This is a genomic window from Exiguobacterium sp. ZWU0009 (assembly GCF_000798935.2).
GTDB classification, from domain to species: domain Bacteria; phylum Bacillota; class Bacilli; order Exiguobacteriales; family Exiguobacteriaceae; genus Exiguobacterium_A; species Exiguobacterium_A acetylicum.
The window spans coordinates 3167667-3180282 of the sequence record NZ_CP018057.1; the positions used below are offsets into that span (position 1 = coordinate 3167667).

Genomic DNA, 12616 nt, shown 5'->3' on the forward strand with positions numbered 1-12616 from the left:
CAAAGAAAAGGAGCTGTCAGTGATGTATGATGTGACGATTATCGGAGCCGGTGTGGCAGGAATTTTCCTCGCCCATCAGCTTGTTGAAGATGGGCAACGCGTCTTATTGATTGACGCCGGAAAACCAATCCGTGAACGAACGACAGAAGATGCGTATCTTGGATTCGCAGGGCTTGGCAAATCAGAAGGAAAGTTCAATTATGCGACGGGATTCGGCGGCGAACTCGTCTCAAAAATCGGTGAAGAGACAACACGACGACTGTTCCAAGAAGTCGATGATCTCTTATGTACATATGGTGGAGGTACAGTCGAGACATACTCGACGCATTCCCCTACTGTAGCGTCTCGTGCCCGTCGCGCCGGTCTGCACACGGTCGAGACGACCGTCCGTCATTTAGGCACGGCACGAACCGCTGCCGTCTTCACAGCGTTTGAAGACGCCTTATTACCACGTCTCGATGTCCGGTTCGAAACGACGATCGAGCAAATTACGAAATCGGAGCCGTTTGCGATCAAAACAGCGGACGAGATTTTCGTCAGTCAACGAATCGTGTTCGCGACGGGTCGTTCTGGTGCGGACTTTACGTTGCACCAATTAGCGACGCTTGGTGTCACCCCACAGCGGACTCGACTTGATCTCGGGGTGCGGATTGAGACGGATGAAGTACTATTTCGGACATTGTTACAGGAGACGTTCGAGACGAAGCTCGGTTACGACTCGCCTTACGGTCAAGCCGTCACCTATTGCATGAATCCGCGCGGACGGATCATCCGCAAATATCAAGAAGGACTCGTCATGCCGGATGGTCAAAATGTCCACGAGTCGGCAGACGGTTCGACAAATCTGAACTTTACACTATTTCTCCCGCGTTATTTTTCGACACTAGCGAAAGCGAATGCGTATGCCACGTGCATTATCGGAGGAATCAATCAAGGACAGGATCGCATTCTCGTTCAACGACTCGGTGATTTTCGAAAATCGCAAGCGACGACAACGGATCAATTGCTTCATAACGGAATCATCCCTTCGCTAGTTGCTTCCCCTGGAGATTTACACGTGGAAGTGCCTGCGGAAGACCTGCTCGTCTTAGACGGTTTTTTGGAGCGTCTTGAGCGACTCCTTGAGACGGAACTTCCGGAAGATACGTTACTTTACGGATTAGATGGTAAGTTTTACGCACCTATGCTTGAGACGTCAGAAACGTTTGAGACGACATGTCCCCGTGTCTATGCAATCGGAGATTGTTCCGGTGCAACGCACTCGCTTGCCCAAGCAGCCGCAAGCGGAATTCATCTCGGACATGCCTTGACACAAAACAGCCGGTCCCTCTTCGCCTAAGCGGAGAACGACCGGCTTGTCTTATTTCTTGAATGCTTCGTACACTTTCAATTGTTTCCCTTTGACCTTCGTCGTCTTCATCGCCCGGAGGACAAGCGGACCTTTCCCGTTGAGGATATCGACATACGTCAACGTATCCTGAATCGAGATGATGCCGATGTCGTCTGCTGTGACGCCTTCAATCTTCGCGATCGTTCCAACGAAGTCGACGGCACGGAGTTTTTTCTTTTTCCCGCCGTTAAAGAACAATTTCATGATGTCCGCATCAAGCTGCTCCGTTTTCGAAGAACGCGTATCTTCCGTCGCCATCTTCTCTTCGAACGCATCCGCTGTCCGCATCAAGTCCTTTTCTGTCGGTGCTTGGCGACGAGTCAGCTTCCCGTGATACTGCTCGATTTCCTTGAGACGACGTTCGTCTGCCGGCGTGACGAGACTGATCGCTTGTCCTGCTGCTCCTGCACGTCCCGTCCGACCGGTCCGGTGCACGTAACTTTCCCGTTCGACAGGGAGATCATACTGGATGACATGCGTGATGTTTTCAATATCGATGCCGCGTGCTGCGACGTCTGTTGCGACGAGAATTCGGAACTTCCCGGCACGGAAGGCTTTCATCGCATCAAGTCGATCGTCTTGTTCCATTCCACCGTGAATTGCTTCAACCGGATAGTCATGTGCGCGGAGACCATTCGCGACGAAATCGACGTGTTCTTTCGTCCGACAGAAGATCATGCAGCGATCCGGGTTTTCAGCGACGAGAACATCTTTCAAAATCGCGAATTTCGTCTTTTCCGTTACCGAAATATAACTATGTGTGATCGTCGAGACGACCGTCTCGCCTGCTTCGATTCGTTTCGGCGCGTCCATGTAACGGTCACTTAGCTGTGCGATATCTTCAGGGAAGGTCGCAGAGAACAACAGTGTCATCCGCTCTTTTGGTAACTCGGACAAGATGGCATCGACTTGATCTAAGAAGCCCATATTCAGCATTTCATCCGCTTCATCTAAGACGACGTAACGGACTTTCTCAAGCGATAACGTGCCCCGCTCGATATGATCGCGTACGCGACCCGGTGTACCGACGACGACGTGTGTCTTTTGCTTGAGCTCCGTGACTTGCCCGCGGAACGGTTGCTTGCCGAAGACGGCAGTCGCTTTGATCCGCTTATAACGACCGATGTTCATGATGTCTTCTTTGACCTGCAAAGCAAGCTCACGTGTTGGCGTCAAGACTAAAACTTGTGGTTTATTTTCTTCCCACTCGACGAGTTCACAGAGTGGAATCGCAAACGATGCCGTTTTCCCGCTCCCTGTCCGTGATTTGACGATGACGTCTTTTCCAGACAATACGACGGGAATGACGGATTGTTGAACTTCGGTTGGTGTCGTATAACCGAGTTGCTCGATTGAATCGAGAATCGGTGTGCTTAAGTTAAAATCATTAAATTGTGTACGTGTCATCGGATGTCCTCATTTCTTATCGTAAAAAAAGCTTCCCACCGAAACGATGAGAAGCCCAACGAATTATTTGGATGCTACTTTATCTTTTTTGATTTGCTTACTACGTAATTGACCACACGCAGCATCGATGTCTGTTCCGTGCTCAAGACGAACACCACAGTTTAAGCCGTTCTTTTTCAACGTATCGTAGAACGTTGTGATGTCTTCAGACGTACTGCGCTGATATTGACCGTGCTCATCGACCGGGTTGTACGGAATCAAGTTGACATACGTCAGGTGACGTTTGTCTTCGAACAGTTTCGCGAGTTCGACTGCGTGTTCCTTTTGGTCGTTGACGCCACGAAGCAAGATGTACTCGATCGTGATTTTACGGTTCGTCGTTTGAACGTAATAATCGATCGCTGGCATCAATTTCTCAAGCGGAATCGCCCGGTTGATTTTCATGATTTGCGTACGCAATTCATTGTTTGGTGCGTGAAGTGAGATCGCTAAGTTGACTTGGAGTTTCAAGTCAGCAAACTTGTAGATCTTGTCTGCCAAACCACTTGTTGAAACCGTGATGTGACGCGCGCCGATTGCAAGACCATTGTGGTCCTTGATGACGTTCAAGAAGTCGACCATGTTGTCGAAGTTATCGAACGGTTCACCGATACCCATGACGACGACGTGGCTGACACGTTCTTCGTTACCGACGGCATCGAGGTGATGCTGGACGTTCATGATCTGCTCGACGATTTCGCCTGCTGACAAGTCACGGCTCTTCTTGATGAGACCACTTGCACAGAAGCTACAGCCGATGTTACAGCCAACCTGCGTCGTAACACAGACAGAAAGACCGTACTTATGACGCATCAGAACCGTTTCAATCAAGTTGCCATCATATAATTTGAAAAGGAACTTGATTGTTCCGTCTGCTGATTCTTGCTTGACCGCTTCTGTCATCGAGTCAATCGTAAAACTCTGATCTAACAACTCAAGGCAATCCTTGTTGACATTCGTCATTTCCGCGAAAGTCGTGACACGTTTACGGTAGAGCCAGTCCCATACTTGTTTGGCACGGAATGGTTTGTGCCCTTGATTCGATAACCATTCTGTCATCTGCTCAAGCGTTAATCCATAAATGGATGGTTTATTCATTTCGAAAGACCTCATTTCTTTTTCCAGAACTACAACATTCCTTTATCTTAGTAAAAATCAGCGCGTGACGCAACGTTCAAATCCTAAATGTTCACTTTCTGTAAAGTTTTTGCGCCACTTTCGATCAAATCGACAGACTCCGACGCCCGAATTGAACAAATGCCCCGGTCAAGAACACGAGACAGAGGATGAGTAAAAGAATGGAGTGAAGAAGAAAATGATCGGTTCCTTCTAATAGTTGCGTCGTGTTGAATAAGGAGAAGACGGATAGATAACGGAGCCACTCAGTCTTGTCACTTAGTTCCGACAGAATCGTCAAGACGATCGATAGAACCAGTACACTACCAGCAAGCGAAAAAGCACGACGTTCTTCATCAAATAACGTCGCAACGAATAACGTAAAGGCACCGATCGCCAAGAGTAACAATAGCGCATTGAGTTGAATCCGCCATAAGATGACGTCATTGATTGAAATATCTGTCATCCACCAGTCAGCCACCATCAAGACAAGTCCATTCAGTCCTACGAGAACCATACTTGCGATACCCATGACGATCGCGACAGCAAACGTATACGCATTCCGTGTGATCGGGGCTGCGAGATAGACGATCAGCTCTCCGTTGTCGATCGGTCGCGCAACGAGGCGCGCTGCTAATGAGAGCAGGAATAGACTCGCAATGACTTGAAAAATCAGTCCATAATAGTTCCCACCGAGCAGATCCAGTACATTATCGAATCCTGTCACCTTATCGTATTGAAATGCTTTTAAGACCTCCGGAGGTAACGCTTCTAGCTTCGCTTCTAGCAAACCGGTCTTCATCATCGATGGATAAAGCAACGCAAGCATCAATAAGTAGAGACTCGTTCCAATCGCGTAAGCAAGCACGGGCTTTCTGACCTGCTTGAATAAAGAGCGGATCAGCACTATCACGACGATTCCTCCTCTCCATAATAATGCAAGAAGACCTGTTCTAAATCATCTGCTGACGGACGAATCAGCCGTACATCATACTGGGTCAAATAAGCGATCGCCTGATTTAAGCTCAGTGTCTCGTCCGTTTGAAAACTGACTTCCAGCCGCTTCGATTCAACACCGACTTGCATCGCGAACTGTGCCGCCTCCACCTCCGTTCGGAAGACGATCGTGTATGTCTTTCGACTCGATCGAACCAACTCATGAATATCCGATTCGACGATGATGCGCCCTGCTTTGATTAAAGCCGCTCGATCGCACGATTTTTCCATCTCCGGAAAGTGGTGTGAACTCATCAGAATCGCTTTTCCAGCATGCTTCTCCTGTTCGATCCACTCTAAAAAACACTCCTGCATCAAAGGATCCAGTCCACTGGTCGGCTCATCAAGGAGATAGACGGGTGCGTCCTTCATAAAGCAACCGACAAGTGCCAGTTTTTGTTTCATCCCTTTTGACATCTTACGGATTTTTGTCTTCGTCTCAAAGGGAAAGCGTTTCAACAACAGTTGTCGCCGTGCCAGGTCACTACCATGCAGTCGTTGCATCAAATCGAGCATGTCTGCTCCTGTCATGTCTCCAGGCAAACTAATTTCTCCCGGCAAATAACCGACCAATTGCTTCACTTCTTTACTTTGCTTCCAGCAATCAAAACCACCGATCGTCGCCTTTCCATCGTCCGCAGCCAGTAATCCCATCAAATGTCGGAGTGTCGTTGATTTTCCAGATCCGTTTGGTCCGATGAAACCGAATATCGTACCCGGATCAACTGTAAAACTGACATCGAATATCCCACGCCCCGGTGCAAACTCTTTCGTGACATGCTCCAAACGGATCATCATCCGACCTCCTCATCCCCTATTTTTCTCATCACTGTATTCATACCCGTTTTGAAGCAGTTTGTTCGGATCAAAGCGATAGATGACGAACCGCTCGTCATGATTTTTTTCGTAGAGGTCTCGTAATCGAATCTCATCGACTTGCTCGAATACGGTATGTCGCTCTAAATATTCCCGGTATTCATCGGTCGGGTAATACAAGATGAGATCTACCGAACGCGAGGAACGCTCGACCGAACTTAAAATCTGATCAATCACTTTCATGAAAATTTGGGAAGAGAATGGATTGAAGAAATAAAACTTATTCGCCTCGTCCGGAATGACGTACTGCTCAGCATACGCCTGTTCAAATCGTAAACTTCCCGAACGTCGCTTTCGTCTACTTTCGTAATTCGCCATGTTCCGAAGCGCATCTTCGTAAAATTGTCCATTCATCTCGATTCCGATGACGGAACAATCGAATCGGTCGTGTAAGTAAAAGTTCAAACGCCCTTTCCCACACCCGAAATCAATGACAGTGTCCTGTTTTTGAAACGGATAGGTTTCGCATAATTCGTCTAGTGCCGCATAAGGTGTCGGTTCATATCGATTATAGTGACTAAACACACCATATAGATGTTGCATCTCAATGGTCTCGATTCGTAATCGTTGATCGTATTCCTGTTCATTCATCGTCTTTTGTTCCTTCTTTCCGGCATTCTTACCCTCATCGTACTATACTGAAGAAGTACGTTACTCGTTTTTTGAAAGGGGATTTTATGATGATCGTCGTTACGAACCGGATTAAAGTCAAAAAAGGGATGGCTGCAGCTCTCGCTCCTCGTTTTACGCGTCCAAGTGGACTCGATACGATGGACGGATTCATCCGCGTCGAGGTCTTATTGACGCAAAATATCGAAGAACACGATGAAATGAACGTCAACATGTACTGGGAAGACATGAAGAGTTTTCAAGCGTGGCGGGAAAGTGACGATTTCAAAGCGTCACATAGTCGACCTGCGAGTAGTGAGGCAGGAGAATCGCCAATGCTCGGCAGCGAGATTCTGACATATGAAGTCGCTTCGGTCAAAGAACGCGCATGATGCACGAAAAGGACTCGTCTCGAGTCCTTTTTTAGATACCTATATACAAATAGTGAAAGGGTCGAATTGTCACAAATGGTATTATTTGTTATCATAGTGCCATTACAGAGAGAGAGGGTCCTTCATGAATTCATTAACTATATTTGAACAAGCCATTCGTAGCTTACCTGACGATCGTACGTTACGACGTGATGAATTATGGACGGACGATTTTTTATTGCAACAGGAGAACGAGCTGACCGTCTATTACTCTCCGATTGGCGAATATGTCAATACTGAAGCAAAAGTCGTCATCATCGGGATCACACCAGGTTTTGAACAGATGCGAATCGCTTTCGAAGAAGCGACGGATGCCCTCCATCATGGTGTTTCATTAGAAGAGACGGCACGCCTCGTCAAATATACAGCAAGCTTTGCCGGAACGATGCGACGTAACCTCGTTCAGATGCTTGATACACTCGAACTTCCAGCATTGCTCGGAATTGAGACGACAGCTAGCTTATTTCATCAACATCAAAAATTATTGCAACCGACGTCGCTGTTAAAGCAACCCGTCTTTTATCGCGAAAAGAATTACTCGGGTCATCAACCGAAAATCAGCCGTAGTCCTTTGCTAAAACATTATGCAGAAGAACACTTCGTCGCTGAAATCAATCAGCTACGCGAACCGGCGCTATTGATTCCGCTCGGTCGTGTCGTCGAGACACAAGTCCGTGGGTTGATTCATGACGGACGAATCGAACAGCATCAGCTTCTTTCGGGATTCCCTCATCCCTCTGGTGCGAATGGTCATCGAAAAAAACAATTCGAAGAAAACCAAGCCTATTTGATGAAACAGCTCATTCAACATTTTGCTGAATAAATAACTTTATCTTAAATTATCAGAATATATGGTTGAATCGTTTCTGAATTACATGATAAAGTGTCCATAAGAACAGAATATGACTATTCTATCGATGAGGTAGAGGCGCGATTTCAATCAGTACTTGGTCCGAGGATGACAACGAAGACGACTACAGGAAAGGTGACATCGCCGAAATGACAGTATGTGTCTAACATATCGTCGTTGGTCGATTCGGGAAACACCCGATCGATTGCCATACATAGTACTTGTATGGAGCGCTCCAATTCGGCTAAGAAAGACGCATCCAGCGAGGGTGTCGGCTTTGTTGCCGGTGCCCTTGCTTTTTTTGTGCCGCGGGGTCTCATCTTTAAGCCATTTATTAAAGAGGAGGATATTTTTCATGGTCAACTATTCAGATTCCATCATTGCCCTTGTACCTGCTTTACTAGCTATCTTATTAGCCATCTTTACACGAAAGGTCGTTCTTTCGTTAGGTGTCGGCATTCTCGTCGGTGCCCTGTTACTCCACCGTTTTAATCCGATCGATACGATAACCTATCTCGGCAAGAACATCTTCAGCCTGTTTTGGGCGGACGGTGCCTTGAACGAGTGGAACGTCTTATTACTTGTCTTCTTGTTATTGCTCGGCGTCCTTTCCACGCTCATTCAGACATCAGGTGGCGCTCGTGCCTTCGGTGAATGGGCTTCTACGCACGTCAAAACGGCGCGTGGTGCACGCTTAGTCGCCTTCGGACTCGGTATCTTGATTTTCATCGATGATTACTTCAATAGTCTTGCTGTCGGAAACGTTAGTCGTCCGTTAACGGATCGTCGTGGTGTCTCACGAGCGAAACTTGCCTATTTGATCGACTCAACAGCTGCGCCTGTTTGTGTCATCAGTCCGCTTTCGAGTTGGGGCGCATTCATCATCTCCATCATCGCCGGTATCTTAACGACGCACTCGATTACGGATTACTCAGCGTTTAGTGCCTTCATGATGATCGTTCCAATGAACTTCTATGCGATTTTCGCGTTACTTTTAACACTTTACATCGCTTACTCTGGCGTCTCTGTCGGACCGATGAAACAGCATGAACGTCGTGCCGCGAAAGGTGAACTTTTTGATGCATCAAAAGGAACACCGATGGGGATGGCAAAAGATGTCAACGAACATACGAATGGAAAAGTACGGGATCTCGTCGTTCCGATCGTCGTTCTCGTCATCGCTACGATCAGTGCGTTGCTCGGAACAGGTGCTCAGGCACTTGCTGCCGACAATCGCCCGTTTACTTTAATTGGAGCATTTGAATCGACAGACGTCACACGTTCACTCGTCGCAGGTGTCGTCATTAGTTTAATCGTCGCTTTCCTGATGCTGATCGGACGGAAAATTCCGGGTCGCGATTACCGGGTAAGCATCGTTGCTGGTATGCGTTCGATGTGGCCAGCAGTCGTGATTCTGTTATTCGCTTGGACGATCATCGCTGTCATCGGTGACATGAAAACCGGTGACTATCTTGCAAGCTTCGTCAGCAACTCGATTTCTGCTTCGTACTTGCCATTCTTGTTATTCTTGATTGCCGGCTTGATGGCATTCTCGACAGGAACAAGTTGGGGCACATTCGGGATCATGTTGCCAATCGGTGCGGATCTCGTCATGGCTGTCGATGCCTCACTCTTGTTACCGACGCTTGCTGCCGTTCTTGCTGGATCTGTCTTCGGTGACCATTGTTCACCGATTTCCGATACGACGATCCTCAGTTCGACAGGGGCTGGATCACATCATATCGACCACGTTACGACACAGTTACCGTATGCGCTAGTCGGTGCCGTCACTGCAGCAGTCGGTTATTTAGTCATCGGTTTCACGGAGTCTTCGGTCTACGGTTTCATCGGAGCTCTTGTCACATTCGTACTCTTCATCGTCGTCTTGAACGTTCTCTCAAAAAAAGGAGAAACCGCTTCGGATTTACAGACGGATTAATGTAGCATTTTACGAAAAAAGGCATTGGATGCGCGCATCCAATGCCTTTTTTATATCTATTCGTTTCACACCATCAGTAAACACACATCATTCGCAAACGCTACTGGATCCTCGAGTGGAAGCCCTTCGACAAGCAATGCTTGTTGGTACATCAGTTTGGTATAGCGCTCGAATTTCGAACGATCGTTTTGATACGCCGTTTCAAGAGAGTGGAATACCGCGTGTGACGGATTCAATTCAAGAATCTTGACCGCTTCTACCCCTTCGTTATTCGGCATCGCCTTCAGGATTTTCTCCATCTCGATCGAGACGGCGCCATCCGTCGCAAAACAGACGGGATGCGATTTGAGACGCGTCGATGCCTTAACTTCCTTGACTTGTCCACTTAGCACTTCCTGCATCGCTTGGAACATCTCTGCTTGTGCGTCCGTCGTCTCCGCTTCTTCTGCTTCAATCCCTAGATCGCTACTCGTGACCGACTTGAACGTCTTCTCGTTGTACGTCACGAGCATCTGGATCGCGAACTCATCGATCTCTTCCGTGAAGTACAAGATGTCGTATCCTTTATCACGGACGAGCTCGGATTGTGGTAACTTATCTAAACGATTCGTACTCTCACCAGCGGCGTAGTAGATATGCGCTTGATCTTCTGGCATCGCTGCGACGTATTCCGCGAGTGTGATCAACTTCTTCTCCTTCGCCGAGTAGAAGAGGATGAGGTCCTGCACCTGTTCCTTGTGCATGCCGTAATCATTGTACATACCGAACTTCAGCTGACGTCCGAACGCTTGATAGAACGTTTCGTACTTCGCGCGATCTTCACGCAAGAGGGCTTCAAGTTGTGTCTTGATCTTACTTTGGATGTTTTTCGCGATCAGCTTCAATTGACGATCGTGTTGTAGAAGTTCACGCGAGATGTTGAGCGATAAGTCCTCCGAGTCGACCATTCCTTTGACGAAACTGAAATGGTCCGGCAGCAAGTCACTGCATTTTTCCATGATCAAGACACCATTCGCATAAAGCTCGAGACCTTTTTCAAATTCCTTCGAATAATAATCGTACGGTGCCTGCTCCGGAATGAATAAGATCGATTGATAACGAACGGCACCATCGACACTGATATGAATGTGTTTTGCCGGTGTGTCAAAACCATACCGCTTCTCTTGGTAGAAGTTCGTATAGTCCTTGTCTGTCAATTCCCGTTTGTTCTTCCGCCAGATCGGCACCATGCTGTTGATCGTCTTGACGACTTCGACCTCTTCCGTCTCATCACTGCCTTCGATTGGCTGACGTTCGAGTTCCTTCATCTCGATCGGATAACGGATGAAGTCCGAGTATTTTTTGATGATACTGCGCAAACGATATGTCTCGAGGTATTCGTCATACGATTCTTCTTCCTCGTTCGCCTTGATGTGGAGCGTAATCTCCGTTCCGACGGTTTCTTTGTCGACCTCCTCGATCGTATAACCTTCGACACCACGAGATTCCCATTTATAAGCGACTGCACTGCCGAACGGTTTCGTAACGACGGTGACGACGTCTGCGACCATGAATGCAGAATAGAATCCGACACCGAATTGACCAATGATATCATGACCATCTTGTGCCTCGTTCTCTGCCTTGAAGGCAAGCGATCCACTCTTCGCGATCGTACCGAGATTCTCTTCTAGTTCTTCTTTCGTCATTCCGATTCCCGTATCACGAATGATCAGTTGACGCGCTTCTTTGTTTGGTTCAATCGTAATTTTGTAGTGTTCCTTCTCGAACGAAATCGTCTCGTCCGTCAATGCTTTATAGTACATCTTATCCATGGCGTCACTTGCATTCGAGATCAATTCGCGCAGGAAAATCTCCTTATGCGTATAGATGGAATGAATCATCATCTCCAGCAATCGTTTTGATTCCGCCTTAAATTGTTTCGTTTCCATGCTCATTCTGCCTCCCTTTTTTAGCACTCAATCATATAGAGTGCTAATTCATCTCCTATTATTAGGGAGTTCGAAATATCTGTCAATCTCCTTTTTCACTGTATGTCGCGACTTTTTCAAAGACAATCTCTCCAATTTGACGTAAGTGCTCTGCTGACCCGTAGGTGCCATGACTGACGCCGTTTTCATCCTTTCGATTACCGAGACCGATGAACTGCTCACTTGGTTTGAAGTGGAGCCCGACAACGGGTACCTGAAATCGTGACGAGACGCCGACTTGAAAAATCGCGTCCGGATAATCCGTCGGTCGATAGATCGTCCAATCGATGTCTGGTTCAAGCTTCGCAAATCGTTCCGTGTGTTCCTTCCCGAGCAGGATGATTCCTTTTATCGAAAACAGTTCGAGCAGGCGTAACAAAAATGTCTGACCGAACGGACTATCTTCCAACACTCTGCGTTCTTTGATTGCTCCCATGTAGTGGTGTGTCGGAAACGGGAAAAAATCCAAGTGAATGACTGGATCAAACGTCTTCTCGTAAAACGACGCACCCAATCCATTCAAGAATCCTTCGAGCTTACCGCCACCTGGTCGACCGAACCAGGTTCGGTACACATTTGGTTGTTTGAAGTAACGATTGAAGCGTCGGATCGATTCCGTCAATGTCTCTTCTTGTAAATATGCATTCCACGTCATGGATTGTGGACGTATGAAAAGTGGACCGTGCTCGTCAAATCGTAATGCACCTGTTCGGTCTAAAAACTGCGATCGGGATGGGTTCGTCGCGATCGTTACCCAACTGCTACGCGTCGCATCACCAAACCAGAGGACAGGTGTCGTTTGGTCGATCAATTCACTTGCAAATGCACTCTTCTCGAGTGTCATTTGGTACTGGACGGCTTCGTGTAATAATTTTTTGGCAAGATGCCATTGATCGGATGTCAGCGTTCTCATCTCCCTTTTTACAGCGATTGTGCTGTTGTAGATGTACCCCCTATCCACCAACACTAGACGCATCGATGGGTTTAATCTCTATT

At 47.4% G+C, this 12616-nt stretch carries 11 protein-coding genes and 1 riboswitch; of the genes, 4 read left to right on the forward strand and 7 right to left on the reverse strand.

Annotated elements, in window-relative coordinates; translation table 11 throughout:
- Window positions 1-22: 22 nt before the first annotated feature.
- A complete protein-coding gene (locus L985_RS16375; protein WP_029342973.1) occupies window positions 23-1339 on the forward strand; it encodes an NAD(P)/FAD-dependent oxidoreductase in 1317 nt (438 codons plus the stop codon).
- Between the two features lie 21 nt (window positions 1340-1360).
- Here L985_RS16375 and L985_RS16380 read toward each other — a convergent pair whose 3' ends face one another.
- The 5 genes from L985_RS16380 to L985_RS16400 form a co-directional block, all read right to left on the reverse strand.
- Window positions 1361-2797, reverse strand: coding sequence for a DEAD/DEAH box helicase (locus L985_RS16380; protein WP_047394137.1), 1437 nt, complete (start codon window positions 2795-2797; stop codon window positions 1361-1363).
- Window positions 2798-2860: 63 nt separating this feature from the next.
- Window positions 2861-3934, reverse strand: a complete 1074-nt coding sequence (rlmN, locus tag L985_RS16385) for a dual-specificity RNA methyltransferase RlmN (RefSeq protein WP_023469793.1) — start codon at window positions 3932-3934, stop codon at window positions 2861-2863.
- Window positions 3935-4058: 124 nt separating this feature from the next.
- On the reverse strand, window positions 4059-4865 hold the full coding sequence (locus tag L985_RS16390; protein ID WP_029342975.1) for an ABC transporter permease subunit: 807 nt from the start codon (window positions 4863-4865) through the stop codon (window positions 4059-4061).
- Window positions 4862-5743 carry an ABC transporter ATP-binding protein gene (locus L985_RS16395; RefSeq protein ID WP_047394125.1) on the reverse strand — a complete coding sequence of 294 codons (882 nt, stop codon included), beginning with the start codon at window positions 5741-5743 and terminating at the stop codon, window positions 4862-4864. Before L985_RS16395 ends, L985_RS16390 begins: the two co-directional genes overlap by 4 nt.
- Window positions 5744-5755: 12 nt before the next feature.
- A complete protein-coding gene (locus L985_RS16400) occupies window positions 5756-6415 on the reverse strand; it encodes a methyltransferase (protein ID WP_069940104.1) in 660 nt (219 codons plus the stop codon).
- 89 nt (window positions 6416-6504) lie between these two features.
- On the opposite strand from L985_RS16400, the gene L985_RS16405 reads away from it, so the two are divergent.
- The 3 genes from L985_RS16405 to L985_RS16415 all read left to right on the forward strand — a co-directional run bounded on the left by L985_RS16405 (window position 6505) and on the right by L985_RS16415 (window position 9653).
- The gene (locus L985_RS16405) at window positions 6505-6825 is read left to right on the forward strand and encodes a heme oxygenase (protein ID WP_023469797.1); all 321 of its coding nucleotides are present in this window, start codon (window positions 6505-6507) and stop codon (window positions 6823-6825) included.
- Between the two features lie 124 nt (window positions 6826-6949).
- Entirely contained in the window at window positions 6950-7687 is a 738-nt protein-coding gene (locus L985_RS16410) for a uracil-DNA glycosylase family protein (RefSeq protein WP_047394122.1), read from the forward strand.
- A 92-nt stretch (window positions 7688-7779) separates the two neighbouring features.
- A riboswitch (Lysine riboswitch) is annotated at window positions 7780-7958 on the forward strand.
- Between the two features lie 111 nt (window positions 7959-8069).
- On the forward strand, window positions 8070-9653 hold the full coding sequence (locus tag L985_RS16415; protein ID WP_047394119.1) for a Na+/H+ antiporter NhaC family protein: 1584 nt from the start codon (window positions 8070-8072) through the stop codon (window positions 9651-9653).
- A gap of 65 nt (window positions 9654-9718) precedes the next feature.
- Here the strand turns inward: L985_RS16415 and htpG are convergent, their stop codons facing one another.
- Both htpG and L985_RS16425 read right to left on the reverse strand, forming a co-directional pair.
- On the reverse strand, window positions 9719-11581 hold the full coding sequence (htpG, locus tag L985_RS16420) for a molecular chaperone HtpG (protein WP_029342980.1): 1863 nt from the start codon (window positions 11579-11581) through the stop codon (window positions 9719-9721).
- A gap of 82 nt (window positions 11582-11663) precedes the next feature.
- Complete coding sequence (locus tag L985_RS16425) at window positions 11664-12533, reverse strand: hypothetical protein (RefSeq protein ID WP_029342981.1); 870 nt, start codon at window positions 12531-12533, stop codon at window positions 11664-11666.
- Between the last annotated feature and the right edge of the window lie 83 nt (window positions 12534-12616).

Bases quoted from the DNA above. Each gene is read 5' to 3' on its own strand.
- L985_RS16375 (WP_029342973.1), top strand. From the start codon at position 23: ATGTATGATGTGACGATTATCGGAGCCGGTGTGGCAGGAATTTTCCTC.
- L985_RS16380 (WP_047394137.1), bottom strand. From the start codon at position 2,797: ATGACACGTACACAATTTAATGATTTTAACTTAAGCACACCGATTCTC.
- rlmN (WP_023469793.1), bottom strand. From the start codon at position 3,934: ATGAATAAACCATCCATTTATGGATTAACGCTTGAGCAGATGACAGAA.
- L985_RS16395 (WP_047394125.1), bottom strand. From the start codon at position 5,743: ATGATCCGTTTGGAGCATGTCACGAAAGAGTTTGCACCGGGGCGTGGG.
- L985_RS16400 (WP_069940104.1), bottom strand. From the start codon at position 6,415: ATGAATGAACAGGAATACGATCAACGATTACGAATCGAGACCATTGAG.
- L985_RS16405 (WP_023469797.1), top strand. From the start codon at position 6,505: ATGATCGTCGTTACGAACCGGATTAAAGTCAAAAAAGGGATGGCTGCA.
- L985_RS16410 (WP_047394122.1), top strand. From the start codon at position 6,950: ATGAATTCATTAACTATATTTGAACAAGCCATTCGTAGCTTACCTGAC.
- L985_RS16415 (WP_047394119.1), top strand. From the start codon at position 8,070: ATGGTCAACTATTCAGATTCCATCATTGCCCTTGTACCTGCTTTACTA.
- htpG (WP_029342980.1), bottom strand. From the start codon at position 11,581: ATGGAAACGAAACAATTTAAGGCGGAATCAAAACGATTGCTGGAGATG.
- L985_RS16425 (WP_029342981.1), bottom strand. From the start codon at position 12,533: ATGAGAACGCTGACATCCGATCAATGGCATCTTGCCAAAAAATTATTA.